Origin of the sequence: Daejeonella rubra, from assembly GCF_900103545.1 — a bacterium.
Classification (GTDB): domain Bacteria; phylum Bacteroidota; class Bacteroidia; order Sphingobacteriales; family Sphingobacteriaceae; genus Daejeonella; species Daejeonella rubra.
This window is the reverse complement of sequence record NZ_FNHH01000019.1, coordinates 1-25890: the sequence shown is the minus strand read 5'-3', so window position 1 is coordinate 25890 and position 25890 is coordinate 1. Positions and strand designations below refer to the sequence as shown.

Annotated in this window: 24 protein-coding genes and 1 pseudogene; 11 read left to right on the top strand and 14 right to left on the bottom strand. The window is 40.4% G+C overall.

The genetic code is table 11. The features are described 5' to 3' along the window. Nucleotides 1-97: 97 nt before the first annotated feature. Nucleotides 98-634 carry a dCTP deaminase gene (dcd, locus tag BLR27_RS12790; protein ID WP_090705463.1) on the bottom strand — a complete coding sequence of 179 codons (537 nt, stop codon included), beginning with the start codon at nt 632-634 and terminating at the stop codon, nt 98-100. A 70-nt stretch (nt 635-704) separates the two neighbouring features. Here dcd and BLR27_RS12785 point away from each other — a divergent pair, with 70 nt between their 5' ends. Genes BLR27_RS12785 through BLR27_RS12775 form a run of 3 tightly spaced genes read left to right on the top strand, consistent with a single transcriptional unit; the run spans nt 705 to nt 2732 of the window. After that, a complete protein-coding gene (locus BLR27_RS12785) occupies nt 705-1358 on the top strand; it encodes a 4'-phosphopantetheinyl transferase family protein (RefSeq protein ID WP_090705461.1) in 654 nt (217 codons plus the stop codon). Beyond that, nucleotides 1348-2046, top strand: coding sequence for a lipoyl(octanoyl) transferase LipB (gene lipB / locus BLR27_RS12780; RefSeq protein ID WP_090705459.1), 699 nt, complete (start codon nt 1348-1350; stop codon nt 2044-2046). The genes BLR27_RS12785 and lipB overlap by 11 nt, the downstream gene beginning before the upstream one ends. After that, nucleotides 2043-2732, top strand: a complete 690-nt coding sequence (locus BLR27_RS12775; RefSeq protein WP_245704511.1) for an SGNH/GDSL hydrolase family protein — start codon at nt 2043-2045, stop codon at nt 2730-2732. Before lipB ends, BLR27_RS12775 begins: the two co-directional genes overlap by 4 nt. 9 nt (nt 2733-2741) lie before the next feature. On the opposite strand, the gene BLR27_RS12770 is transcribed toward BLR27_RS12775, so the two are convergent. From BLR27_RS12770 to miaB, 8 genes are all read right to left on the bottom strand, one after another. Further along, the gene (locus tag BLR27_RS12770; protein ID WP_221406339.1) at nt 2742-3944 is read right to left on the bottom strand and encodes a coiled-coil domain-containing protein; all 1203 of its coding nucleotides are present in this window, start codon (nt 3942-3944) and stop codon (nt 2742-2744) included. 370 nt (nt 3945-4314) lie between these two features. Further along, entirely contained in the window at nt 4315-5952 is a 1638-nt protein-coding gene (gene groL, locus BLR27_RS12765) for a chaperonin GroEL (RefSeq protein WP_090705456.1), read from the bottom strand. 150 nt (nt 5953-6102) lie between these two features. After that, the gene (locus BLR27_RS12760; RefSeq protein ID WP_090705455.1) at nt 6103-6396 is read right to left on the bottom strand and encodes a co-chaperone GroES; all 294 of its coding nucleotides are present in this window, start codon (nt 6394-6396) and stop codon (nt 6103-6105) included. Nucleotides 6397-6615: 219 nt separating this feature from the next. After that, nucleotides 6616-6951 (bottom strand): preprotein translocase subunit SecG, encoded by a 336-nt coding sequence (gene secG, locus BLR27_RS12755; RefSeq protein WP_090705453.1) that lies wholly within the window; start codon nt 6949-6951, stop codon nt 6616-6618. A 5-nt stretch (nt 6952-6956) separates the two neighbouring features. Continuing rightward, complete coding sequence (locus tag BLR27_RS12750; protein WP_090705451.1) at nt 6957-8522, bottom strand: hypothetical protein; 1566 nt, start codon at nt 8520-8522, stop codon at nt 6957-6959. A 33-nt stretch (nt 8523-8555) separates the two neighbouring features. After that, nucleotides 8556-8966 (bottom strand): LptE family protein, encoded by a 411-nt coding sequence (locus BLR27_RS12745; RefSeq protein ID WP_245704510.1) that lies wholly within the window; start codon nt 8964-8966, stop codon nt 8556-8558. A 122-nt stretch (nt 8967-9088) separates the two neighbouring features. Next, nucleotides 9089-10324: a sigma-54 interaction domain-containing protein gene (locus BLR27_RS12740; protein WP_090705551.1), complete on the bottom strand. Its 1236-nt coding sequence runs from the start codon at nt 10322-10324 to the stop codon at nt 9089-9091. Nucleotides 10325-10380: 56 nt separating this feature from the next. Further along, nucleotides 10381-11802 carry a tRNA (N6-isopentenyl adenosine(37)-C2)-methylthiotransferase MiaB gene (gene miaB / locus BLR27_RS12735; protein ID WP_090705448.1) on the bottom strand — a complete coding sequence of 474 codons (1422 nt, stop codon included), beginning with the start codon at nt 11800-11802 and terminating at the stop codon, nt 10381-10383. A gap of 162 nt (nt 11803-11964) precedes the next feature. Here miaB and BLR27_RS12730 point away from each other — a divergent pair, with 162 nt between their 5' ends. After that, on the top strand, nt 11965-13764 hold the full coding sequence (locus tag BLR27_RS12730) for an AsmA family protein (protein WP_090705446.1): 1800 nt from the start codon (nt 11965-11967) through the stop codon (nt 13762-13764). Between the two features lie 104 nt (nt 13765-13868). On the opposite strand, the gene BLR27_RS12725 is transcribed toward BLR27_RS12730, so the two are convergent. From BLR27_RS12725 to BLR27_RS12715, 3 genes are all read right to left on the bottom strand, one after another. After that, the gene (locus tag BLR27_RS12725) at nt 13869-14939 is read right to left on the bottom strand and encodes a branched-chain amino acid aminotransferase (protein WP_090705445.1); all 1071 of its coding nucleotides are present in this window, start codon (nt 14937-14939) and stop codon (nt 13869-13871) included. A 136-nt stretch (nt 14940-15075) separates the two neighbouring features. Continuing rightward, complete coding sequence (locus BLR27_RS12720; RefSeq protein WP_090705549.1) at nt 15076-16368, bottom strand: HAD-IB family phosphatase; 1293 nt, start codon at nt 16366-16368, stop codon at nt 15076-15078. Between the two features lie 28 nt (nt 16369-16396). Beyond that, the gene (locus BLR27_RS12715) at nt 16397-17359 is read right to left on the bottom strand and encodes an NAD-dependent epimerase/dehydratase family protein (protein ID WP_090705443.1); all 963 of its coding nucleotides are present in this window, start codon (nt 17357-17359) and stop codon (nt 16397-16399) included. 160 nt (nt 17360-17519) lie between these two features. On the opposite strand from BLR27_RS12715, the gene BLR27_RS12710 reads away from it, so the two are divergent. Continuing rightward, entirely contained in the window at nt 17520-18701 is a 1182-nt protein-coding gene (locus BLR27_RS12710; protein ID WP_090705441.1) for a formimidoylglutamase, read from the top strand. A 76-nt stretch (nt 18702-18777) separates the two neighbouring features. Beyond that, nucleotides 18778-20250, top strand: coding sequence for a xylulokinase (locus tag BLR27_RS12705; RefSeq protein WP_090705439.1), 1473 nt, complete (start codon nt 18778-18780; stop codon nt 20248-20250). Between the two features lie 72 nt (nt 20251-20322). Here BLR27_RS12705 and BLR27_RS12700 read toward each other — a convergent pair whose 3' ends face one another. Continuing rightward, complete coding sequence (locus BLR27_RS12700) at nt 20323-21525, bottom strand: glucuronyl esterase domain-containing protein (RefSeq protein WP_090705437.1); 1203 nt, start codon at nt 21523-21525, stop codon at nt 20323-20325. Nucleotides 21526-21898: 373 nt separating this feature from the next. Between BLR27_RS12700 and xylA the strand changes: the two genes are divergently transcribed. From xylA to BLR27_RS12675, 5 genes are all read left to right on the top strand, one after another. Continuing rightward, nucleotides 21899-23230 carry a xylose isomerase gene (xylA, locus tag BLR27_RS12695; protein ID WP_090705435.1) on the top strand — a complete coding sequence of 444 codons (1332 nt, stop codon included), beginning with the start codon at nt 21899-21901 and terminating at the stop codon, nt 23228-23230. A gap of 5 nt (nt 23231-23235) precedes the next feature. Further along, nucleotides 23236-23580, top strand: coding sequence for a DHCW motif cupin fold protein (locus BLR27_RS12690; RefSeq protein ID WP_090705433.1), 345 nt, complete (start codon nt 23236-23238; stop codon nt 23578-23580). A 185-nt stretch (nt 23581-23765) separates the two neighbouring features. Next, entirely contained in the window at nt 23766-24131 is a 366-nt protein-coding gene (locus BLR27_RS12685) for a type II toxin-antitoxin system RelE/ParE family toxin (protein ID WP_221406338.1), read from the top strand. Beyond that, nucleotides 24124-24432: a helix-turn-helix transcriptional regulator gene (locus BLR27_RS12680; RefSeq protein WP_245704509.1), complete on the top strand. Its 309-nt coding sequence runs from the start codon at nt 24124-24126 to the stop codon at nt 24430-24432. Before BLR27_RS12685 ends, BLR27_RS12680 begins: the two co-directional genes overlap by 8 nt. A 15-nt stretch (nt 24433-24447) precedes the next feature. Next, nucleotides 24448-25365 (top strand): PLP-dependent cysteine synthase family protein, encoded by a 918-nt coding sequence (locus BLR27_RS12675; RefSeq protein WP_090705432.1) that lies wholly within the window; start codon nt 24448-24450, stop codon nt 25363-25365. A 77-nt stretch (nt 25366-25442) separates the two neighbouring features. Here BLR27_RS12675 and BLR27_RS18660 read toward each other — a convergent pair. Beyond that, nucleotides 25443-25890: pseudogene (locus tag BLR27_RS18660) on the bottom strand (hypothetical protein); the annotation flags it as partial.

The window sequence follows — 25890 nt, the reverse complement described above, 5'->3', positions numbered from 1 at the left end:
CTTTGGAATCCCCGGGTAATTAAAATACTAAGCCTCAATTTACTAAAAAACTGAGGCTTATCTGATTATAATATACGAATTTTTTGGCTGTTAAGTCTTAGAAAGTGTTCTTCCACATCATGCTTTCAACAGGTTTGGTAGTTTTATTATTGTATTTAGCATTTGCCTTAGTATTGTACATAGTTTCTACTTCTCCTTCAACAACAAAGTAGATCAATTGTCCAATAGGCATTCCTGCATAGATCCTTACTGGTTGGGCACAGGAGATTTCCAATGTCCAGGTATTACAAAATCCTACATCTCCCTTTCCTGCGGTAGCGTGGATATCAATTCCCAGTCGGCCGGTACTTGATTTTCCTTCCAAAAAGGGCACATGCCTGTGGGTTTCAGTATATTCCAGAGTCACTCCCAGGTAAAGAGTATTTGGCTGAAGCACAAAACCATCTTTTGGAATTTCGAAATGATCAATTTCATTATGTGCTTTGGCATCTAAAACCCTGTTTCTATAGGTTGCCAGGTATTTGCCCAGATGTACATCATACGAGTTTGTGCCTAAACAATCCTTTTGGAAGGGTTCAATGATTATATTCCCTTTTTCAATTTCCTCCAGTATAATTTTATCAGAAAGTATCATAAATAAGCTTAAGATTTGGACTAAATTATGATTAATTTGAGATAGTTTTGCAGGTATTTTATTTTTAAAAATGGCTCTTGCTTATCACAAAGAAATTGACCCCTATACTTCTTTCGCTATCTGGAAGATCGAAGAATCTGCAGATGAGCTATTAGCTCAATTACAGTTAAAAGAGCACGAAAGAACTTACCTTGACAGCCTGGTCAATGGCAAAAGAAATATGCATTGGCTAAGCACCCGTGTCTTGCTTCGCAGAATGATGGATACCGATGAGTATATTGATTGCAGGGTTGATTCAAGCGGCAAGCCCTACCTGAGTAATTTCCCTCATTATATTTCTCTCAGCCACTCTTATGAGTATGCCGCAGTAATGGTCAGTAAGAACAAAGCTGTGGGAATTGACATTGAACTTATAAAAGATAAGATCGAACGTATTGCCAGTAAGTTCATGAGCGCTGAGGAACTTGAATTCATTGAAGAAAAGCAGCGCATCGAGCATTTATATGTCTGCTGGTGCGCAAAGGAGGCAGTTTATAAGCTTCATGGGAAAAAGAATGTGAGCTTTGTTGAGAATATTGAACTCAAGCCATTCCATTACGAGGGTAAAGGATCATTTCCGGCAAAACTGGACGTTGGTTCCACGCATAAGGAGTTCACTGTTCATTATGAGAAATTTGATGAATATATGATTGGATTTGTTTCAGATGATACAAATGAAGAATAAAAAAGTAATTTTTCAGGATTGGGGCTTGCTTGATTATCAGGCGGCATGGGATAAGCAGGAAAGTGTTTTTTCAGAAACAGTGAACATTAAAACTCTAAACAGGAATAACGGCACCGAAATTCCGGTCCCCAACTACCTTGTTTTTGTGGAACATCCTCATGTTTATACGCTTGGTAAAAGTGGGAAGCCTGAAAATTTGCTGCTTGATGAGGCTGGCCTGAAGGAAAAAAGTGCTTCTTATTATAAAATTAATCGTGGGGGTGATATTACCTATCACGGTCCGGGTCAACTGGTAGGGTATCCGATCCTCGATCTGGATAATTTCTTTACGGATATACATCTGTATTTACGTACCCTCGAGGAGGCCATCATACTTACACTTGCAGATTATGGAATAAGTAGCGGCAGGTATGAGGGGTTTACTGGAGTATGGCTGGACGCTGATAATGAGAAAGCCAGGAAGATCTGCGCTTTGGGAGTCAGGTGCAGTCGCTGGGTAACCATGCATGGATTCGCATTCAATGTGAATACGGACCTTAGCTACTTTAAAAATATCATTCCATGCGGCATAGATGATAAGGATGTTACCTCGATGGAAAGAGAGCTTGGTTATAAAGTTGAGATGGAGGAGGTTAAACTAAAGCTCCGCCAGCATATCAGTGATTTATTTGAGATGGAAATTTTATGATGAGATCTTTGCTGCTTCTTTTAGTTCTAGTTTCAGTATTTTCCTGTTCAAAACCGGACCTTCCCAGAAGTATCATTCAATTTTCAGATAAAACATACCTGGCACTTGGCGACTCCTATACGGTTGGAGATGCTGTTTACCAGAAGGAATCATTTCCTTTTCAGCTTGTTGATCAATTAAATGCTGCCGGTATTAAAACGTCAGATCCCGATGTTGTGGCTTATACAGGATGGACAACCAGCAATCTGATCGATGGGATAAAGCAGGCGAAGCTCAAAGAGAAGTATGATTTTGTGACCCTGCTCATTGGGGTCAATAATCAATATATGAAGTTCTCAAAAGAAACTTACAGAAAGGAGTTTGCTGAATTGCTTAATACTGCTATCAGCCATTCAGCAGGGGGGAGGGCTACAGTTTTTGTCATATCTATACCGGACTGGGGTGTTACACCCTTCGGACAATTAAAGAATCCTGTAGAAGTTACAATAGAAATAGATGCTTTTAATAAAATAAATCGGGAGGAGGCGTTCAATGCCAGGGTTCATTATATCGATATTACTCCGGGTTCACGGCTTGCCGAAAACGACCAAAGCCTGACATCTGCTGACAGTCTTCACCCTTCTGGTAAAATGTATGCTGAATGGGTTAAGCAATTACTGCCAATGGTAAAAAAGGAGCTGTATTAAATGTAAAAGCTATTCATTTGCTCCATTTTTATTTTTTACTTTATACTGAAGTTGGTATATATAGCTTGTGAGCTCTCTGGTAAAAGTATCCAGAGATTTGATTGGTTCCTTTAAAAAGAGTGTTATTTCTTTTATTTCTTCGCGTGAAACAATTTTTTCGTCAAGCAGGTTTGAAATTCCCTGTATTTGTGTGATCGGTTGTCTGACTTTGTGGGATGTAATAAAGATGATCTCCTCAAGTCCCAGGATATATTCTTTTTGAGATTCTTCTGCTTTTTTAAGTTCAGTATTTGCAAGAGTCAGTTCAGCGGCTCTTTTTTCTTTTTCCTGGTTCTGGAATACGAGTTCATTATTGGCGATAATTAGTTCAGCAGCTCTATTCTCTTTTTCCTGGTTCTGGAATGCTAGTTCTTTATTTGCGATGATCAGTTCAGCTGCTCTTTTTTCTTTTTCCTGGTTCTGGAATACGAGTTCATTATTGGCTATGATCAGTTCAGCAGCTCTATTCTCTTTTTCCTGGTTCTGAAATGCAAGTTCTTCGTTTGCGATAATTAGTTCAGCGGCTCTATTCTCTTTTTCCTGATTCTGGAATACGAGTTCAATATTGGCGATGATAAGTTCTTCAGCTCTATTTTCTTTTTCCCGGTTTTGAAATACAAGTTCCTGGTTGGCTATAATTAGTTCAGCAGCCCTTTTTTCTTTCTCTTCATCCTGATAAGCAAGCTCAATGTTTGCAATGATCAGCTTATCCGCCTTTTTCTCCCTTTCTTTGTACTGTATAATAAGTTCTTTATTCGCGATGATAAGTTCTGCCGCTCTCTTTCCCTTTTGTTGATTTTGATAGGCCAGCTCCTTGTTTGCTATAATTAGTTCAGCAGCTCTTTTTTCTTTTTCCTTATCCTGGAAGGCGAGTTCTTTATTGGCAATGATCAGTTCACCGGCTCGTTTTTCCTTTTTGAAATTTTGAAATGCTAATTCTTTCTTGGCAACTATCAGTTCAGCAGCTCGTTTTCTCTTTTCCTCTTTTTCAAATGCAAGCTCTATATTGGCGACTCGCAGTTCGTCAGCCCTTTTCTCTTTCTCTTCATTTTGAAAAGCTAGTTCTATGTTGGCAAGTTTCAATTCTGTCGCCAGATTTTTATTATCGGTTTGAGAGAAAGGTTTAACTATCTGGAAAGCAGAACCTTTCGTTTTTTTCCGTTTCTCCATCATTAACATAAAAATGTAGTTTTAGAATTTCAACGCATTAATTGTACGAATGTCAATAATTGTTCCAAGTGGTTAAACTAAGTGCACTGTTTGTACTGAGTAGGATAGGAAAGGGTTTTGGCTGGAAAGTAAATAATATATTTAATTAGGAGAGTATTAAACCGGAATGGTTGTATAGTAAAAGCAACAAGATTATTACATCCGGGCCGAAATCTTGAAACTGTTTACACTCTGCAGGAGTCAAATTGAAATGGATTGCCCGGTAGGTTTGATATCGGGTTCATGATCTCAGTTTACAAAAAACTCCCAAAAAGAAAGCCCTTCCTGAATTTTCAGGAAGGGCTTTCTTTTTGAGTCTAAATGAGGGGGAAGATTACATCATTCCACCCATACCACCGCCACCCATTGGAGGCATATGGCCACCTTTGTCCTCTTCAGGATCATCAGCTAAAACCACTTCAGTAGTTAATAACATCGCTGCGATAGATGCTGCATTTTCTAGTGCTATACGACCAACTTTAGTTGGATCGATAACACCTGCACCGATCAGGTTCTCATAAACATCTGTACGGGCATTGTATCCGAAATCAGCTTTACCTTCTTTCACTTTCTGAACAACGATAGAACCTTCAATACCTGCGTTCTGGCAGATCTGACGCAATGGTTCTTCGATTGCACGTCTGATGATCGCGATACCTGTATTCTCATCTTCATTAACTCCTTTAAGGTCTGTTAAAGCTTCGATAGCACGGATGAAAGCAACACCACCACCTGCAACGATACCTTCTTCAACCGCAGCACGGGTTGCATGTAAAGCATCATCAACGCGGTCTTTTTTCTCTTTCATTTCAACTTCAGTAGCAGCACCAACGTAAAGTACAGCAACACCACCTGAAAGTTTAGCTAAACGTTCTTGTAATTTTTCTTTATCGTAATCAGAAGTTGTAGTTTCAACCTGAGCTTTGATCTGGTTAACACGGGCTTTGATATCATCAGATTTACCTGCACCGTTAATTACGATGGTATTATCTTTATCAACAACCACTTTTTCTGCCTGACCTAAGTAAGTAAGATCTGCATTTTCTAATTTATAACCTCTTTCTTCAGAGATAACTGTTCCACCGGTAAGGATAGCGATATCTTCAAGCATTGCTTTACGACGATCACCAAATCCAGGAGCTTTAACTGCAGCAACTTTCAGTGAACCACGAATCTTATTAACAACAAGAGTTGCTAAAGCCTCTCCATCAAGATCTTCTGCAATGATAAGTAATGGTTTACCTGTTTGAACTTGTTTCTCAAGTACAGGAAGTAATTCCTTCATAGAAGAGATCTTCTTATCGTAGATAAGAATGTATGGGTTTTCCAACTCAACTTCCATTTTATCTGCATTGGTAACAAAGTATGGAGATAAATAACCACGGTCGAATTGCATACCTTCAACTGTTTTCATTTCAGTTTCAGTACCTTTTGCTTCTTCAACAGTAATTACACCATCTTTTCCAACTTTCGCCATTGCATCAGCGATCAGAGTTCCGATTATTTCATCATTGTTAGCTGAAATAGAAGCAACTTGTTTGATCTTTTTGTTGTCTTCGCCAACAGACTGAGATTGTTTCTTCAGGTTAGCAACAACAGCAGTAACTGCTTTGTCGATACCACGCTTAAGATCCATTGGATTTGCACCGGCAGCAACGTTCTTAATTCCTGCTGTAACAATCGCCTGAGCTAAAACAGTAGCAGTAGTAGTACCATCACCAGCCTGATCAGCTGTTTTTGATGCAACTTCTTTAACCATTTGAGCACCCATGTTTTCAAGGGCGTCTTTTAATTCAATTTCTTTGGCAACAGTAACACCATCTTTTGTGATTGCTGGTGAACCGAATTTCTTATCGATAATTACGTTACGGCCTTTTGGTCCAAGAGTTACTTTTACTGCATTGGCAAGGATATCCACGCCTCTTTTCAGAGCGTCACGTGCTTCAACGTTGTATTTAACTTGTTTTGACATTGTTTAAAGATTTTAAATGCTGGAGTTAATTCAAAACAGATGTTTGGATCAGGCTCCTGGGTTTCAATTTAATTAGATTAGGGGTATGAGGAATGAGGTACGATGTCTGATGTCTGATTTCCGACCTCTTACTTCCGACCTCCGACCTCCTTATAATGTTGCGAAAATATCAGATTCACGCATGATAAGATATTCCTTACCATCATGAGTGATCTCGGTACCAGCATACTTACCGTATAATACCACATCTCCTACTTTATAAGCCATAGGGATCAAATTGCCGGTTTGCTCTGCATACTTGCCCGGGCCAACGGCTACAACAGTTCCTTTTTGAGGTTTTTCTTTTGCAGTATCAGGAATATAAAGTCCTGAGGCTGTTTTTTCTTCAGCCGGAGCAGCTTCTATAACTACCCGGTCTGCGCTAGGTTTGATATTTAATGCCATATTATTATTATGTATTTAATTAATTAAATTTTTCTTCCTTATTGAAGTCACTAATTATGCCAAATGACCTCTGGTCAGTATTCTTGTCAAATTTTCATTAATAGGTACCTGGACCTGCTTTATTCAATACTATTCGGTGTCAAGCTGTCAGTTGAATGTCAGCCTGTTTCCAAAAAAAAAGGCCACCTTTTTAGGTGACCTTTACTATAAGTTCGTTAATTATTTCTTAGTGGTATCTGCAGGAAGTGGAAGATTTGATGGTGCAGCAACCGGTACAGCAGGTTTGTTGATCTGATTTTGAATATCATTTTTTTCCTGATCAACTACTCCTCCACGGGGAACAACAACATTTACCATCAATGCTAAAACCATTAATGTTACGGCAAGAACCCATGTGCCTTTTTCAAGGAAATCACCTGTTCTCTGAACACCCATTATATTGTTAGAACCGGCAAAACCTGATGAAAGGCCACCTCCTTTTGGGTTTTGGATCAAAATGATCACTACTAGCAGAAAACAAATAATGATTGCCAGAATAATAATTGTATATAACATATTTATTAATTTACTTTCTTTTCTAATTCAATAATTTGGTCGGCAAAGTACGTGCTTTTTTCCGGAAATTTCAAACTTAATTTTTTGAAGGTATCGATCGCTTTTTGAAACAACATTTGATCGGTATAGATCTGAGCCAGTGTTTCTGAAACAAGGTCGTTTGGATCCTCTGCACTTTTACGCGCTTTGTTCTCAGTATCTAATTTTTGTGAATTTGGTGGTTTGATCTGCGGCTCTTCTTTAATGAACTTGTCTAAAATCGAATCTTCTTTACGCCGAACCTGAAAAGGAACAGTTTTAGGTGCATTTTCTACCTCTTCAAGCGGTGATTGCAAATGGAATATATTTTCAATGATCTGACTGCTTAACTGATCAACCGAAGTTCTTTTTATAGTCTGAGTAGTATCCAGCTTAAATTCTACATACGGCTGGTAGGTGTCAGAATGCTCATTTCTTGTCTTGTTAAGCCACCATAAAAATGAATAAGGCATTTTATCGTCGTCGTATTTTGAAACTTTCTGATCTGTTTCCGGATCTTTAGTTTTATTTTCTTCAGAAGCGATAGCTAGCTCATTAACAGGAATAAAAACTTCTTCAGACTTAATTTCGACTTCTTCCTCTGCCTTTGCATCTATAGTTTCTTCGGACTTGAATTCGACTTCTTCCTTTGTTTCTATACTTTCTTCCTTACCCAGAGCCGGATTTTCCTCCTGAGGAGGTATGCTATCAGCAGGGGCCATGTTTACAGGTTCGGAAATAAAATCCTCATCAGTAAAGGGCGTCGTAACCGCATGAACTGCTACGGGGGTTACAGGTGGTGGAATGGCTCCAATCAGCTGATTAAATATATTCTCTATGAGGTCTGAATCATTAGTGGCAGACTTGCTAACAGCAGTTTCCTTTGAAGTAGCCTGAGGTTCCTCTTTTGCCGACCAATCAGATTCTGCCTTGATTTCCGGCTCCGGACTTATTGGTGCTGCCTGTTCTTCTGATTTATCTAATGTATCTTCTGTTTGAGACTCTTCACTAATCTCTTCTTCCTCAATTAATTGACCGGCATCATTTCTGGTTACTTCAACATCACTTTCCTCCACTAAGGTTTCTTTACTTTGAATTTCTTCAGTATTGATTTCTTCAGCTAAGCTTTCATCCTTTGGGTTTTCTTTTTCAATGGTATCTGCTTTTAAAGTTTGTTTAGCCAGGGATTCTTCGCTACTGATCTCTTTATCAATAATTTCTTCTGCGACCGGACCTGCTTCACTTTCGGGGCTTTCGATTGAAGCTCTAGGTGTTGAATTTGTATAATTTAATTTTTCAGGATTCCTTATTGCTGAATATAAAATAGTTCTGTCAGGTATAATGAGTGCGGTCCTTGCTAGATGATCAGCATTTTCTGCAGATCCCTTAGCAGCTAAAGAGCGAGAATAAAAAAGATGCAGCAGCTGGCAATACGGAAATTTTTCAAGTGCTGTTTGTAATTCTTCAGGTTCGGCGAAGCTTGCTGCTGATGGATCTGCAACATATTCTGAAAATAATTTGATGCCAAAATTCTGGTGATTTACCTCTTCCACTATATGCTCAGTTTTTTGAAAGCTAAATATTTTTTACCAATTGGCAAAAGCCTTGTTAAAAATATCCTCGGTTAGCTGACGATTGATCAATGTTAATAATTTTTGTTCCTGTGTTTGTATTGGGCCCTGGTTAAGGCTGAATTCCTGAAATGCCTGAAAACTCTGTTCAAAATTCAGCTCCGGGTTCAGGCTGTTCGTGTACTTTACGTTAACGGTAACCGTAACCCTGTTTAATCCTGCGCGATCATTGCCCTGAATAGCCACAGGCCTGATGGTATAATCTGAGATCCTTCCCTCAAAGTTAGCATCACCATCAGCTCTGACGATGCTAAGTCTGGATTGATTCCGGATCCGCTCTTTCAATGCTTCAGTAAATTGCTGACTTAAATATGGAACCACCAAAGCGGAGTTATTTTCGAAGAACTGAACTGAGATTGTCTTCATTTCTGCTGGAATTGAAGCGCCTGAAAATGAATAAGTTCCGCATGACTGAATAATCAGAATGCTTGTCAGAACAATAAAACACTTAATTGTTATCAGAAATTTATGCATGGTCAAAGATGATCTTATAATTCTAATTCTTTTATTTTACGATACAGTGTGCGTTCAGATATTCCAAGTTCCTGTGCTGCCAGTTTCCTTTTTCCCTTATGTTTTTTCAGCGCCTTTTTGATCAGGTCCGATTCTTTATCCACCAGAGATAAGGACTCTTCCACTTCTTCAGCCTCATCCATCATATCGTATGACTTATCATTATTGGGCTGATGTATCACCAATTGATGCGGATCTGAAGGAAGGTTACTGCTTCCCGGAATTTCAATATCGCGGTAAAGCTGATTGATCACATTCTGGTTAGATTGTATACTTGAAGTATTTCCTCCGTTTTGTATGATCTCTGCAACCAGTTTTTTCAGCTCCATCATGTCTTTCTTCATATCGAAGAGTACCTTGTAGAGGATGTCACGCTCAGAAAAATCTTCTTTATTCTGGTTCTGAATCCTCATAGGCAGGGTGCTTCCAGCCTCTGTCGGAATGTAACTCTGCAGATGCTCGGCCGTTAAGTTCCTTTCTTTTTCAAGAACGGCAATTTGTTCCGCAATATTTTTTAGCTGACGAACATTTCCCGGCCAGCTGTAATTCATTAAAGCCTGCTGTGCACTCTGGTCCAGTTGCACTGAAGGGCTTCTGTATTTATCTGTAAAATCGGCAACAAACTTCCTGAATAGTAAATTTATATCCTCCTTGCGCTCTCTCAGCGCTGGTATTTTCAAGGGAACGGTGTTCAAACGGTAGTAAAGATCTTCCCTGAACTTACCGGCACTTACGGCATCAAAAACATCCTTATTCGTAGCTGCAATTACACGCACATTTGTTTTCTGTACTTTGGAAGAGCCAACACGAATATATTCACCCGTTTCTAATACCCGTAACAAACGAGCCTGAGTACCGATTGGTAGTTCTGCAACCTCATCCAGAAATATAGTTCCGCCATCAACTACTTCAAAATAACCCTTTCTTGCATCATGGGCTCCGGTAAATGATCCTTTTTCATGACCAAATAATTCTGAGTCGATCGTACCTTCTGGTATAGCTCCACAGTTCACGGCTATGAAAGGGCCATGTTTACGCGCACTTAATGAATGAATAATATGAGAAAATACTTCTTTACCACTTCCGCTTTCACCGGTGATCAGCACCGAAATATCAGTTGGTGCTACCTGCCTGGCAATATCAATAGCTCTGTTGAGTAAGGGTGAATTCCCAATTATTCCAAACCGGTTTTTTATATCCTGAACATCCATATTCTTATTCATCCATATGCAGATGATGATAGGCCATCATTTGCATAAATTTTTTGTTAATTAATAATTTGACCAATTAGGGTGGCTGGTGTGCAACGCACGATCTCCACATTAACATAATCTCCGGGCTTGTTGTTTCCATTTGCCGGGAAAACAACCGTGATGTTATGTTCAGTTTTACCTGCCAGATCCTTATCTGATTTTTTGGAAAACCCATCGATCAATACCCGGTGTGTTTTCCCAATATGCTGCTCCAGCCTGTTTAAGGAACATGCCTGCTGCATTTTCAGGATCTCATTAAAACGGCGTGTTTTAACATCCTCTGGAATATCGTCTTCAAAACGTTTGGCAGCCAAGGTGCCGGGGCGCTCCGAATACGTGTACATGTAGGCAAAATCATACTTTACATAATCCATCATACTCAGGGTATCCTGATGTTCTTCCTCGGTCTCGGTACAAAAACCAATGATCACATCCGTTGAAATGGAGCAATCAGGGATTAGTCGCCTGATGGTATCGATCCGCTCGATATACCATTCCCGTGTATAGGTTCGGTTCATCAGCTCAAGCACCCGTGAATTGCCTGATTGTACCGGCAGATGGATATGATTGCAGATATTATCATACTTATTCATAGTATGTAATACCTCATCGGTGATATCTTTAGGATGGGAAGTTGAAAAACGAACCCGTAAAAGCGGATCGATCTGAGCGACAAGCTGCAGAAGGCCTGCGAAATTCAGCCTGTCTTCCCATTTATATGAATCTACATTCTGACCCAGGAGAGTAACTTCACGATAGCCCTCTTCAAATAATTCTTTAGCCTCTCTGACAATTGATTCCGGATCTCTGCTTCTTTCCCTTCCCCTTGTAAATGGAACCACACAGAATGAGCACATATTATCGCAGCCGCGCATGATGGAAACAAAGGCAGAGATGCCGTTACTGTTCAATCGTACCGGACTAATATCCGCATAGGTTTCCTCACGGGACAGAAGAACGTTTACAGCGCGGATTCCCTCGTCTGCCTGTGAGAGCAAATTGGGCAGATCGCGGTAAGAGTCTGGTCCAATAACAATATCGACCAACTTCTCTTCCTCTAAAAACTTAGATTTAAGGCGCTCAGCCATACAGCCCAGAACGCCAATGGTCATACCGGGACGTTTCTTTTTTGCCGCGCTGAATTCACGAAGCCTGTTTCTTACTCTTTGCTCGGCATTATCTCGTATCGAACAGGTATTTATAAATATGACATCAGCCTCCTTATATTGAGCTGTAGTTTCAAAACCCATATCCAGCATGAGTGAGGCAACGATCTCACTGTCAGCAAAATTCATAGCACAGCCGTAACTCTCAATGTAGAGTTTTCGTCCTGTATATTGTTTTGGTCTTTCAATTATTAAGGCTTCACCCTGACGGGATTCATCATGCATAGCAGTCTCTGATGAATCTTTTAAGTTTAATGGGCGGTCAAACATTTGTTTTTAAATTAGCTTGCAAAGTTAGGCAATTTTCTATGGAATGCCAATTTGGCAGACATGCTTTTTCAGCCTTGAGTTTAATATTTTTATTTTGCGCTGACATATCCGGCAATTATTAAATTGGTTTTAATTGTATAAGTTTAAGTTCTCTACTGATATATGACTGAAAAGAATAGTTATGCCTTTATCCGGAAATGGATCCTGATTGGATTTCTGACACTGATCGTATTGGTATCCGGTCTGGCCGTATATCTTAACTATTATTGGAAACCAATTATTACTGAAAGAATTAAGGAAGCCATTCATAAATCTACTGATGGTTTGTATCGTATTGATTTCGACAATGTCCGGGTGAATTTTGTTACAGGAAGAATGAATATCAGGAATATCCGTTTTACCCCTGATACCTTTGTATACAACGAAATGAAAAGGGATAGTATTGCTCCCAGGTATTTGTATAAAGTTGCAGTTGCTGAACTTATCTTAAAAAGAATACAGCCCTGGAAGGTCTATTTGGACAGGGATCTGGAAATGAGATCTATTGAGATCGATCATCCTAGTCTGGAGGTTAATTTTACTGATTTAAAGAATAATAACGGCACCTTAAAAGAGGATAAGCGTACAGCCTTCCAGCGACTTGCTCCTTATCTTAAATCTGTTAAGATCGGTGATATTATTTTCAAAAATGCCGACTTTAAATACATTGATAATAGCCTGAAAGGTGGAAAAGTCACCGCGTTAAAAGACCTCTATATTAAGATCAGCGATCTTCTGATCGATTCTGCATCCCAATTTGATAAGTCGCGACTCTATCATACCCGCGATATTTATGCAGAACTCCTCGGATACAATACGATCACATTAGACAAAAATTACAGTGTTCAAATCAAGGAATTAAGAGCTTCAACTGCAGGAGGCTATGCCCGAATGAATGGCATTCGAATAGTACCGCGTTTTGGTGAAATGGAGTTTTCGCGAAGATTTAAATTTCAGAAACCCCGATACACCATGAATATCGAGGAATTGCAGCTCAATAAGGTCAATTATGAGCTTCTTAACAGAGACCGGCGACTTTCTGCCTCGGCATTGATCTTAAAGAGAGCTAATTTCTCAATTTTTCTGAACAGGCAGATTCCAGATTCGATCAGGAACAAGGGCATGAATTTTCCTCAGATAGCTTTGCAGCGTTTTAAATTAAATACCACAGTGGATTCAGTTTTATTACAGAATTCAAGGGTTGATTATTCGGAATATAATCCGGGTTCCCAACGTAAGGGTACAGTAACCTTCAGTCGAATTAATGGAACTATAACCAATGTAACGAATGATTCACTGAGCCTTATTAAAAACAAATACAGTAATGTAAAACTAACTTCCCTGCTCATGGATCGGGGCAGGCTGGATGTGAATATGAAATTCAGTCTGAATGATCCTGCGGGAGCTTTTGAATTCGACGGACGACTTGGTAGAATTGATGCAGACATGCTTAATTCAGCTATCAGGCCTTTGTCTCTTATTGAAATTAAATCGGGCTTTATTGAAAAGATGCTCTTTAAAGGTGCTGGCAGTCTAAAAGGGATCAAGGGAGAGCTGACATGCTATTATAATGATCTGAAAATTACCCTGCTTGAAATGAGTGGTGCAACAACCAGGTTAAAGAGAAAAGGAATCGCCTCGATCTTTGCCAATATTCTTATCATAAAAGATGATAATCCATCGCCTGGTGCTCCGGTCAGAACATCTGATTTTCTATTTAACCGTCCCCAGCATTCGTCCTTTTTTAATATGATCTGGAAAGGATTTGCTGAGGCTTTACTCGAGACCATTGGTTTTGATTCAGCCACACAAAGGGAGATCAAGGCCAGATTGAGGAAAATGGAAAACGAACGCATTGACAGGGATGAACGGAGAGACGACAGGTTGAGAAAGAGGGATATTCGAAGAAGTAATAGGAATTAAAACCGTTAACAGGCATTCGCTCTACCTTTTGGAAAGGGTCTGTGATTTTATTTAATTAAAAAGGCTGCTTAATCCTAAGCAGCCTTCCTTTCAAATTGATATTTTTATTTTCCTACCGGATAATTCCAGCCAAATTCATCGGCAGATCTTCCGTAGCGCAAGTCATTTAAAGTATTCAAAACCTTGTTTGAAAATACACGCTTTGCAGGATCCGGAAGAGTATAAAGTTCACCCTGATGTCCAATTTCAGCAATGTGTGCAATAGTAGCAGCGGTTCCAACACCAAAAGCATCGGTTATGCGGCCTTCTTTTATTCCGGTGATGATCTCATCCACTGAAATTCTGCGTTCTTCAATGTTCACATTCCATTTCTTAGCCAGTGTAAGAACGGTATCACGGGTTACGCCTTTCAGGATCGTATCTCTTGTTGAAGGAGTAACTAATGTTCCGTCCATCAGGAACATCACATTTGCAGCTCCTAATTCTTCAATATAAGCATGCTCACGTGAATCCGTCCAGATCAGCTGATCAAACCCTTCCTGTGTAGCTTTTAATGAAGGAAGCATTGAACCACCATAATTTCCGGCAGCTTTTGCAAAACCAAAACCTCCATCGCAGGCTCTTGAATAATGTGTTTCAATTTTAACCTTTAGGTTCTTCGAAAAATAGGGGCCTACCGGTCCGGTTAGTACCATATATTTATAACTTCCTGATGGATTAACCCCCAGATATGGATCAGTAGCGAACATGAATGGCCTGATATACAGGGAATGATTTTCTTTTCCCGGAACCCAGTCTCTGTCAAGGTCTACCAGCGTTGCAATACTCTGTAAAAAGATTTCTACAGGTAATTCAGGCATACATAAACGCTGTGCAGAAAGGTTGAAACGTTCCCCGTTTTTATCCGGACGGAAGATCGCAACTTTGCCATCTGCATGTTTATAGGCTTTGATACCTTCGAAAAATGATTGTCCGTAGTGAAGAGCAGATATCGCCGGACTAATACCTATCTCTCCATAAGGAAGGATCTGGAAATTTTTCCATTCGCCATCGCTGTAATCTGCCATGAACATATGATCGGAAAAAGTCTTTCCGAACGGTAAATTATCGAAATCTGTTTCCGCTAAGCGTGATTTAGCAGTTTTCGTTATAGAGATATTTACTTTTTGAGACACTTTGCTATTTTTTGAGTGAATTGCGCAATTTAAGGATTTTTGTTAAAAAATTGCAGTTAAAACTCCTTTTTGAGCCCGTATTTTAAGCTTTAAGCTTTCCCCTTTCATCTTTCAGCTTTTTGCTTTCCCCCTAGGCTTAATAAAGAATCCTGAACTTAATCGTATGATTGATCTGTTTAAGAGCCTTCAATACTTTTTTATCATATTCATCACTCACATCCGTGATCACATAGCCGATGCTTGGGTTGGTCATCAGATACTGACCGACAATGTTGATATGATGGTCGGCGAATACTTTGTTTATCTGAGCCATTATACCCGGCATATTTTTGTGAATATGAATAAGCCGGTGTGCTCCAATAATACGGGGAAGCTGCAGGTTCGGAAAGTTTGCACTCACATACGTATGGCCATGATTAATGAAATTAATCATCCGTTTGGCAATAAATTCCGGATTTCTGGGGCTGTTCTTGGGGTCATCAAAAATGACAATACCCATATCTGTACATAGTCCGTGGGATAGTTTAGGCTCACTGTTACCCAGATAACCGATGGTCTTCAGTTTTACTGCACGTTCCAGTTTTTCACGTTCCAGTATTTCGCCATTGCCTAATAGCATCATGCCTACATCAGCCACATATTTTTCTTCAAAACTTGTCTTATGTCGAATGGAAAACCCATCTTTCTTTAAAGTTTGAATCGCCAGTTCAGGAACATCTCCGATCACGAGGCAAAGGATCCTGTTTTTGGGATAGGAAATTGCCCTTGGGAGGTTATTGACATATAAAAATTCATCAAAGCTGGGGGTAACATGATCTGCCTTTTCAGCGACAGTTTTACGCTCGATGTTTTCGGTAAAGGCGTAAAATTTCCTGATCATACCAAATTCCTTCAGCTGAAAATCTGAATGTCCGTCGCCAATTCCATAAATATCGCCTTTAAGGTCAAGCTCCTTCAGTAGCGTGACTTTCCCTCCTTCATTTGAAAGCGGGTTTTTTTCATCATACCCTATAATCCGATCCTGATCATCGAATATAAAGGTGTTGGCATAGATATTTTCTTTGGAGATATGATATGGAAGTACAACAGGAATAATAAATTCTTTAAATCCACCAGATACGATCAGGACAGATTCTGAATGTTTTTTGAAAAATGTTTTATTTCTGGAGAACGAAGAGGAAACCTTCTTTTTAAGCACCGAGATCAATTGCTTTAAATGATCACGGTTCGCTTCTAAAAGTCGTACCCTGCCGGTCAGGCTTTCACGGAAAGACATTTTGCCTTCCATTGCTAAATTCGTCAGATCTTCAATTTTCTTGTAGATCATTTCCCTATCGGGATGGTTTTGTAATGAGATACGGGCTAATTCATCAAGCGCCTCCACCTGAGTAAAAGTACTGTCGAAATCTATGATGTAAAACTGCTTCAATGGATTGGTGTTTTGAATATTATTGGTGTTAAAAATCACGGCAAATCTCGCCGATTGAGTCCTTAATAGGTTTAAAGTCCAAATTTAAGGTCTTTTTAATTTTATTATTAGAATACTTTCGTTTTTTAAAGGCGCTGGTCGCTGTATCTCTTGTCAGGTTGAATTTTTTACCTGTAAAAGCAGCAATAATTCGTGTTCCCAGGTATGCTAATTGCATCATCCAGGGCTTAAGGGCTATTTTGGGTGGATTTTTCTTAAAATTCAATGCAATTTCAGTGAAAAGATCCCGATAGCTCCAGTTTTCGGCATTGATAATGAAACGTTCATCAGAAATGTCTGAATCCATTAATAAGATCATAGCTTTTGCCACATCTTCAACATCAACATAGCCAAAACTTCCTCCAGGATAGTATTTTAATCCTTTTTGGATCGTTTCAAATAGCTGTCCGCTGCCTTCATTACCTGCATTTTTACCAATAATGATCGATGGATTGACAATAACTGCATTCAAACCTTCAGCCGCCGCTCTGAAAACTTCCATTTCACTCTCATATTTTGAGATCGAATAGGCACTGCGATCCGGAGAGTACTCCCATTGATCTTTTTCAGTGATGAATTCGTCTTTTTTACTTTCGCCCAATGCTGCCACTGAACTGACATGTAAGAAACGGGATATGTTTTTTTCCATTGAAACATTGAGCAGATTTACTGTGCCCTCAACATTTACCTTTTTCATTCTTTTTTTGTCGGCAGGGTCAAAAGAAATAAAAGCAGCACAATGATACACTTTGCTGATACCCTCCATCGCATCCTTCAGGGCGAAATAATCCAGGATATCGGCAGTAAACCATTCAATTTTTTTCTCGTTTTTGAGTAATGCCGGAATCACGGATGTTTCACGCATGATCGCCCTGACATTTTCACCTTTAAGAAGTAATTGTCTGATTAATTCTGAGCCTAAAAAACCGGTGGCGCCGGTAACTAAAATCATCCGGATGAATTTTTTTAAATGCTTTCAAAAGTAACTGAATAAACTGATATTTGCTTTGAGTATGCTCAAAAACTAATAATCTTCAGTTTTTCTAAAACATCACTGAGGAGGCAGCCTGAAGTTCATTATCGTTTACCAATTAACAGGAACAAACTAAACTATGTCATTATCCGATTTTCTAAGTCCTGTTGATTTTAATAACCTTTCTCCTGAAGATGGTTTTTATACCAGTCATTTAGGTTCAAAAATTGAGGTTTACCATGCTGATTTTCCTGATCTTGATGATCATAAGTTTGATATAGCGCTGATCGGAGTTCTTGAAGATCGTAATTCGGTAAATAATAAGGGAACATCCAGAGCTCCGGATTTTTTCAGGAAGAAGTTTTATGGGTTGAATGAAGGTAACTATGCTACCCACATTGTTGATCTTGGGAATATTAAGGCAGGGCATCAGGTTTCAGATACCTATGTGGCATTGAAGCTGGTGGTTGCTGAACTGATCAAGAAAAACATTTTGCCTGTTATTATCGGTGGCGGTCAGGATCTCACCTATCCGCAATTCATGGCTTATGAGGAACTGGAGCAAAAAGTTGATCTGCTGGTGGTAGATTCCCATTTTGATCTGGATGAAAATTCAGACGATACGATCGAGACCAGTTCTGCTTCCTATCTGAATAAAATATTTTTACATCAGCCCAATTTCCTTTTTAACTTTAGTAATATCGGCTATCAGACCTTTTTTGTCAACCAGGAAAGTTTGAAGGTGATGGACAAACTATATTTTGATGTTCACCGCCTTGGTGATTTCACTAAGAGTGTAAGTACGGCTGAGCCGATCATCCGAAACGCAAACATGATCAGCTTTGATATCTCAGCGATCCGCTCCTCGGATGCAGCAGGAAATGGTAATGCAAGTCCCAATGGTTTTTATGGGGAGGATGCCTGTCAGATTGCGCGTTATGCTGGAATGAATGATAAATTATCGTCCATCGGATTTTATGAATACAATCCTGAACATGATCCGAAGGGGCAAACGGCCATGCTGCTTTCGCAGATGGTCTGGTATTTTATAGATGGATTTTATAACCGGAAAAAAGAATTTCCGATGCTGCCAAAGTCGCATTACATTACTTACCGCACTAGTCTGAAAGATGGTTCGCATGAGTTGGTTTTTGTGAAGAGTAAGAAATCTGACCGCTGGTGGATGCAGGTGCCTTATCCTTCAGGATCATCCAGGAACGCAAGGCATCATCTGGTACCCTGCCGATATGAAGATTATCAACTTGCAAATGCCGGTGAAATGCCGGATCTGTGGTTAAGGACATATCAGAAATTAATATAAGTTGTCAGTTGACAGTTGTCAGTTATCAGACAACACACAACCGATAACCGTCAACAGATAACAGACAACACTTAATATGCTTCTACTCGGTATCGACCTCGGCACATCCTCCATTAAAGTTTCAGTTATTGATTCAGCTACGCAGAGGAGTCTTTGTACGGTACAGTATCCGGACACTGAAACAACAATTATTGCTGAGCATCCAGGTTGGGCTGAGCAATCTCCGGATCTGTGGTGGGAAAATGTACAGCAGGCCATCCTCAAAGCTCATGCTTTAAAAGTATATGATCCGGTTGATATCGGAGCTATTGGCATCGCCTATCAGATGCATGGACTTGTACTGGTCGATAAGCAGCAAAATGTACTTAGAAATTCCATTATTTGGTGTGATAGCAGGGCGGTTGAGATTGGAAATGGTGCTTTTAAGGCTATTGGGGAAGAAAAATGCCTCTCAGACCTGTTAAATTCTCCCGGTAATTTTACTGCTTCGAAACTAGCATGGGTCAAGCAAAATGAGCCGGCAAATTTCGAAAAAGTAGATAAGGCAATGCTCCCCGGCGATTTCATTGCGATGAAGCTAACGGGGGAGATCAGCACCAGTATTTCCGCACTTTCTGAAGGAATATTCTGGGACTTCAGGAAGGATGAACTTTCCAAAGATGTTTTCAGATATTATGGATTTGATGAATCAATCATTCCCCAAATTTTACCGGTATTTTCAGAACATGGTAGGCTGGATAAGGCAATAGCCGCTAAACTTTCCCTCGATCCCAGTACGGTTGTTACTTATAAATCAGGTGATCAGCCCAATAATGCGCTTTCCCTGAATGTATTAAACCCCGGAGAGGTTGCTGCCAATGGCGGTACTTCGGGAGTTATTTATGGTGTTTCTGATGAGTTGACCCATGATGAGCAGTCAAGAATAAACACCTTTGCGCATGTTAATTATACTCCTGAGCAAAAACGGCTTGGCGTTCTATTATGTATCAACGGAACCGGTATTTTGAACCGCTGGGTTAAAGATGTGGTGGCATCAGGAATTAGCTACGATACTATGAATTCGGAGGCTGCTCAGATTCCTGTGGGAAGCCAGGGCTTGAGGATCCTTCCTTTTGGTAATGGAGCAGAGCGCATGCTGAATAACCGAAATATAGGAGCACATTTTCAACATATCGACTTGAATCTTCATGGTCGCCCGCACATATTCAGGGCCGTTCAGGAAGGAATTGCATTTGCTTTCCGCTATGGTCTGGATATCATGCGCGCAAATGGGATGAACCCCAGTCTGATCCGTGCAGGGCAGGCAAATATGTTCTCCAGTGAACTTTTTATAGAAACATTCGTAAATTCCTGCGGGGTACCTCTTGAGCTGCATAGCAATGAAGGAAGTATTGGTGCTGCTATTGGCGCCGGTATTGGAAAAGGAGAATTTACCACAGAAAATGCGTTCAGTAATCTGAAGGCTTTGAAGATCGTGGAACCGAAAAAGGTTTCAGAATATGAGAGTGTTTTCCAGGAATGGAAGCTGCTGTTAGAGAAGCATTTGTGATATTTTACTGGTTGATTTGTTTTTGATTTGAGCACACGTGGCGCGTGTGCTAGCGCTGTTAGCTTCCTGCAATTAATTCTTCTTTCCCCAATAGTGAGAATCCGCAAACCGTATAAATTGCTTCCAGTCGTAAACCGTCAGATCATGTTTTCCTTCGCGGTTATGATAGGCCAGTGGTGATTCAATAATGGGGGTATTTAATTCCGGTTGAACCTCCGGCAACGCAGATTTCAAGCCATATAATTCATAAACTTCCTCAGCATGTTTGAGCGAAAGAAAGGTTCCTCTGGGGTCTGCCCAGAGATCTTCTGAAGCGTTTGTTGCATAAACCGGCCTCGGAGCGATCAATGAGATCAGCATATGCTGATCCACGGGAAGCTGATCTTCATTATCATTGTATTTCTTATAATTGGTATTGAACCAGTGAGGGAAAACAGTATTGATCACTTTCACCCGTTCGCCAAATTGCCTTCTTGCCAGTGCAGCGCCGGTATTTCCAGAACAGTTGCTGATACAGAGTGCAAATCGCTGGTCGTTCGCTGCTGCCCATAAAGATGCTTTTCCGCCGCGTGAATGTCCGGTAACCGCTACCCGTTTTTTATCCAGTTGAGGATCCGTTTCAAAATAATCCATCACCCTGCTTGCTCCCCATGCCCATGCACCAATAGCCCGCATCCCATTTTCGGCATTCAGCTGTTCCGGATACAATTGCAAGGCTCCGTTCATGAATGTCTCTTTATTATCCGGTGCCAGATCATTTACCTGAAAGGCTGCAATGGCATATCCTCCTTCGATCAATACCTCTGCTGGCCAAAACTCGCTTTTTACAGTCCGGCTTGGATCAGTATTCTCTTTTGGCCGGTTATTGATCAATAAAAATACAGGTGCAGGCCCGGTTTTCTGATTGGGAATGAACAGGGTCAGGTTAATTTTCACACTTTTATTACGGTTGAATACTTCGATCAGCACTTCCTTCAAATGAGCTTTCCCGTTCATGCTGTTCCTGTCCTCATTGATGATGGAATAAGTGATCCTGTCGTATTTAAGCGGCATCTGGCCATAAATATTCTCTGCAAAGAGGCCCAGGACTTCCGGTCGCCTTGATTTTTCCCAGACTTTGGCCGATCTTACTTTTTTACCGCTGCTTGTGGTTAAAACCGCTGGTAAGGTATATTCAGGCACTTTCGACTCATCATAGTTTGTTGATGCGGGCCTTTGAGCATGAAGGTTTAGTGCAAAAGAAAATATCAGAAGCAGGGATAGGATGGTTTTCATTTTGGCTTATTCATTTCGTTGGTTTAAATATACATTATGAAATTTCGTTTTTAAGTATTGAATTGCAGGGAGGGTGAGATTAAAAAAGCACACTCGCGTACGTCAGCGTTACTTTGTCAATTGCGAGCATTACTTTGTCATTGCGAGCGCAGCGCGGCAATCTCAAATGTCAATTGGATTGAAATCAGGAGATTGCATCATCGTGCCTCTTCGCAATGACAATAAAAACATGCCTCCCTCCCAATCCCAACACAATTTTTTCCCGAATCCTACCCTTTATCAATTCATATAAATTCTATAAATTACAAAACCAAAACTTTCATCCCAATTCGAGTAATGAGGAATGAATTATTTAAGAATCAAATAAACGAATATGTCAAACATCATCACAGGAGATAAAGAATTTTTCAAAGGCATTGGCCAGATCGCTTACGAAGGCCCTGAATCAGATAACCCATTAGCATTCCGCTGGTACGATGAAAACCGGATCGTAGCGGGTAAGTCCATGAAGGAAACCCTGCGTTTTGCCTGTGCTTACTGGCATTCTTTTGTTGGTAATGGAGCTGATCCTTTCGGTGAGCCAACCCATATCTTCCCATGGGATGCGAAAACAGATGCTGTAGAACGTGCCAAAGATAAAATGGATGCGGCTTTTGAATTTATCACTAAGATGAACCTTCCTTTCTATTGCTTCCATGATGTGGATGTGGTGGATTATGGAAACGATATAGCAGAAAATGAACGCCGTCTGCAGGCAATTACCGCTTATGCGAAGCAAAAGCAGGAAGCCAGCGGTGTTAAATTACTTTGGGGAACAGCCAACCTCTTTTCGCATCGCCGGTACATGAATGGTGCCTCAACCAATCCTGATTTTCATGTTTTGAGCCATGCAGGCGCACAGGTAAAGGCGGCTTTGGATGCGACTATCAGTCTGGGTGGTGAAAACTACGTCTTCTGGGGTGGCAGAGAAGGATATATGAGTCTCCTGAACACCAATATGAAGCGTGAGCAGGAGCATCTTGCCCAATTCCTGCATATGGCAAAAGATTATGCCCGTAAGCAAGGGTTTAAAGGCACCTTTTTCATTGAACCTAAACCATGCGAGCCAAGCAAGCATCAGTATGATTATGATGCGGCAACAGTGATCGCCTTTCTTCGCCAGTTCGACCTGATGGGCGATTTTAAACTAAACATTGAGGTGAACCATGCCACTCTTGCCGGCCATACTTTCCAGCATGAATTGCAGGTAAGTGCCGATGCAGGTTTATTAGGCTCTATGGATGCCAACCGCGGTGACTACCAGAACGGCTGGGATACCGACCAATTCCCGAATAATATCAATGAACTGACCGAAGCCATGCTCGTGATCATTGAAGCCGGTGGTTTCCAGGGTGGAGGTATTAATTTCGATGCCAAGATCCGAAGAAACTCGACTGATCCTGCAGATCTTTTCTACGCTCATATCGGTGGTATGGATAATTTTGCTCGTGCCCTGATCGCAGCAGATAATATTTTGAATAAATCGGATTATAAAAGGGTACGTACAGAGCGCTATGCCTCATTCGATTCCGGAAAAGGAAAAGACTTTGAAGCCGGCAAACTGAGAATGGAAGATCTTAGAGCCTTCGCCATCGAAAATGGAGAGCCGGAAGTGAGAAGCGGAAAGCAAGAGTATCTGGAGAATGTGGTGAACAGGTTTATTTAGGATTAATGAGCCATATTCCTTTCCAAACCATTGACTGGTCTACCATCGAAAAAACCGAACATAAGGGAGAAACAGGAACCTCTTTTTGGCAAACAATTCAGTTTCCCGGATTGCGGATTCGTCTGGTGGAGTATTCGGAAGGGTATTTGGCCGACCACTGGTGCCAAAAGGGTCATATTGTTCATTGTCTGGAAGGAGAGTTCGACTCTGAGCTGATCAGCGGTGAGCGGATAAGCCTCAAAAAAGGAGAAACGTATGTCGTATCGGATGAACTAAGCTCGCATCGATCTGTTACTGAAAGCGGCGTTAAACTGCTTATCGTAGATGGTGATTTTTTGAAGCTTGATTAGTCTGGTCTATAGGATTGGCTTCTCTGGGTCTAATAGATCCTTGACTTTTTTCAATATATTCAAATCTATATTTAACCGATAACTAATTAAAAGCATCCTTTTAGAATTTTTATTTCAGCTTATGGCTGCTTATTCTAAGATTTATTAAGGAAATAGTTTGTTTCCTTAATAAGAAACTTTTATCTTTGAATAATAATTTACAGAAGCCAAAGTTTAGCGTTGAATTTTTGGAAGAGGCGGCTGAATTTCTCGAACTTCTGGATGAGAAAGTCAGGGTTAAGATCATTTACAATATCACAAAATCAAGATATTCAAATGATAAGGAGCTTTTTAAAAAGCTAAACGATGAGATCTGGGAGTTTAGAACTCTTTACAAAAATATTCAATACCGGCTTTTTGCATTTTGGGACAAGCGTGTGAGTACCGAAACTCTCATTGTTTGTACTCATGGAATTATTAAGAAATCAGAAAAAACGCCTCAGGATGATCTGAATAAGGCAGCAAGTTTGAGAAAACTATATTTTATACTCAATACACCTAAAAATGAGTAAGCAAAGCTTGAAAACTTTTACACTTGAAGAAATCACCGATAGGCATATCGGTCAGCCGGGAACACCCAAGCGCGAAGCTTTTGACAATGAATTGCGTCTCGACCTGTTGGGAGAAGCGATCAAACAGGCACGTTTAGACCGTAAACTTACACAAGAAGAATTGGGTAAGCTGGTTGGTGTTCAAAAGGCTCAGATCTCCAAGCTGGAAAATAGTCTTACCGATGCCCGGGTGGAGACAATCCTGAAAGTCTTCAAAGCCCTGAACGCAAAGATTAGCTTTAGTGTGGAAATGAAGAGTTAATGAGTCAAATAAACCTTGAGCACCTTAAGCCTAATCCATAACACCCCATTAATCTTTCTCGACAAGATCAGCGCCGGCCTGTCCGGAAAGATCTGTGCCAAGGCAGAACATATGCAGCCGGGAGGAAGTGTCAAAGACCGGGCAGCCTATCAGATTATTCTGGATGCCTATGAGAATGGGAGTTTGAAAAGAGGGCAAACGGTTGTGGAAATGACCAGCGGAAATATGGGAGCGGGACTTGCATTGGTTTGCAGGCAGTTTGGTAATCCTTTTGTTGCCGTGATGTCGGAAGGGAATAGTCCGGAACGGTTAAAAATTCTTCAGGTATTCGGGGCAGAAGTTATACTTACTAAGCAGGTGGATGGTTTGCCAGGGATGGTTACCGGCGCAGATATTGCCCTTGCTGTCGATGTTGCAAAAGATATTGCTCAGAACAGGAATGCATTCTATGCAGATCAGTTCAATAATCCATCATGTATTCGTGCACATTTTAATCATACCGGGCCTGAAATTTTGCGGGAACTGGCGGATATTGATGTGTTTATGGCATCTGTAGGTAGTGGTGGAACATTCATCGGGACTGCAAAGTACCTGAAATCGATTAACCCAGGCATTAAATGCATTGCCGTAGAACCCGAAAAGGCAGCAATTTTGAAAACCGGGAGAGTGGATGAGCCTAAACATATTATTCAGGGTACGGCCTATGGCTTAATCCCTCCGCACTGGGATGAAAAACTTGCTGATGATTTTATTACAGTTAGTGATCAGGAAGTAATGGATATGAAGAAATGTTTATCAGCTGATCAGGGGCTTTACGTGGGATATTCAGCAGGAGCGAACGTTCTGGCAGCAAAGAAATTTTTGATGGAACAGGCAAAACCATTGAATATTGTCACTATACTTTGTGATTCGGGGTATAAATACAGTGATTAAATCGCTTTACTGGATTGCAAATCTAAATTATCTGAGTATTCGACCTGCCCTTAGGAATATGGCGAGCACACAGATAATCAATTTACTTTTCCAATTACATGTAGATTAATTACGCTTGAGTGTGGGAACCCAAGTGTTTTTCCAGGTGTAACATCTAATAAATTTCTTAAATAAACATCTATTATTCCTTGCGCAACTTTAGTTTTTGTTTCAATAAATTCAGGAAACAGATTTAACATGAACCGTTTGAACTTCATTTTACCATTATGGTCAACAATTACAGAAAATGAATATTTAAAGTCGCGATAAGCTTTATCAATGTTAATCCTGTATTCAGGATACAAATATGATTCTGTTTTATTTACATAACCTAAATATGGATCCAGAGATGGTTCAATTTTTTTTACTCTGATTATATTGCTTTTACTTTTGGATATTCCGCTCCATAGTACGCCACGATTCCGACACAAAGTACGCCGCCCATTCCGAAGCAAAGTACGCCACGATTCCGAGGGAAAGGTTACC

Excerpts from the sequence above, each read along its gene's own strand:
- BLR27_RS12785 (WP_090705461.1), top strand. The coding sequence starts at position 705 with ATGGCTCTTGCTTATCACAAAGAAATTGACCCCTATACTTCTTTCGCT.
- BLR27_RS12775 (WP_245704511.1), top strand. The coding sequence starts at position 2,043 with ATGATGAGATCTTTGCTGCTTCTTTTAGTTCTAGTTTCAGTATTTTCC.
- BLR27_RS12680 (WP_245704509.1), top strand. The coding sequence starts at position 24,124 with ATGAGTAAGCAAAGCTTGAAAACTTTTACACTTGAAGAAATCACCGAT.
- BLR27_RS12690 (WP_090705433.1), top strand. The coding sequence starts at position 23,236 with ATGAGCCATATTCCTTTCCAAACCATTGACTGGTCTACCATCGAAAAA.
- BLR27_RS12770 (WP_221406339.1), bottom strand. The coding sequence starts at position 3,944 with ATGATGGAGAAACGGAAAAAAACGAAAGGTTCTGCTTTCCAGATAGTT.
- secG (WP_090705453.1), bottom strand. The coding sequence starts at position 6,951 with ATGTTATATACAATTATTATTCTGGCAATCATTATTTGTTTTCTGCTA.
- BLR27_RS12710 (WP_090705441.1), top strand. The coding sequence starts at position 17,520 with ATGTCATTATCCGATTTTCTAAGTCCTGTTGATTTTAATAACCTTTCT.
- BLR27_RS12705 (WP_090705439.1), top strand. The coding sequence starts at position 18,778 with ATGCTTCTACTCGGTATCGACCTCGGCACATCCTCCATTAAAGTTTCA.
- miaB (WP_090705448.1), bottom strand. The coding sequence starts at position 11,802 with ATGTTTGACCGCCCATTAAACTTAAAAGATTCATCAGAGACTGCTATG.
- xylA (WP_090705435.1), top strand. The coding sequence starts at position 21,899 with ATGTCAAACATCATCACAGGAGATAAAGAATTTTTCAAAGGCATTGGC.
- BLR27_RS12715 (WP_090705443.1), bottom strand. The coding sequence starts at position 17,359 with ATGATTTTAGTTACCGGCGCCACCGGTTTTTTAGGCTCAGAATTAATC.
- BLR27_RS12730 (WP_090705446.1), top strand. The coding sequence starts at position 11,965 with ATGACTGAAAAGAATAGTTATGCCTTTATCCGGAAATGGATCCTGATT.
- BLR27_RS12760 (WP_090705455.1), bottom strand. The coding sequence starts at position 6,396 with ATGGCATTAAATATCAAACCTAGCGCAGACCGGGTAGTTATAGAAGCT.
- groL (WP_090705456.1), bottom strand. The coding sequence starts at position 5,952 with ATGTCAAAACAAGTTAAATACAACGTTGAAGCACGTGACGCTCTGAAA.
- BLR27_RS12740 (WP_090705551.1), bottom strand. The coding sequence starts at position 10,324 with ATGGATGTTCAGGATATAAAAAACCGGTTTGGAATAATTGGGAATTCA.
- BLR27_RS12700 (WP_090705437.1), bottom strand. The coding sequence starts at position 21,525 with ATGAAAACCATCCTATCCCTGCTTCTGATATTTTCTTTTGCACTAAAC.
- lipB (WP_090705459.1), top strand. The coding sequence starts at position 1,348 with ATGAAGAATAAAAAAGTAATTTTTCAGGATTGGGGCTTGCTTGATTAT.
- dcd (WP_090705463.1), bottom strand. The coding sequence starts at position 634 with ATGATACTTTCTGATAAAATTATACTGGAGGAAATTGAAAAAGGGAAT.
- BLR27_RS12745 (WP_245704510.1), bottom strand. The coding sequence starts at position 8,966 with ATGAAGACAATCTCAGTTCAGTTCTTCGAAAATAACTCCGCTTTGGTG.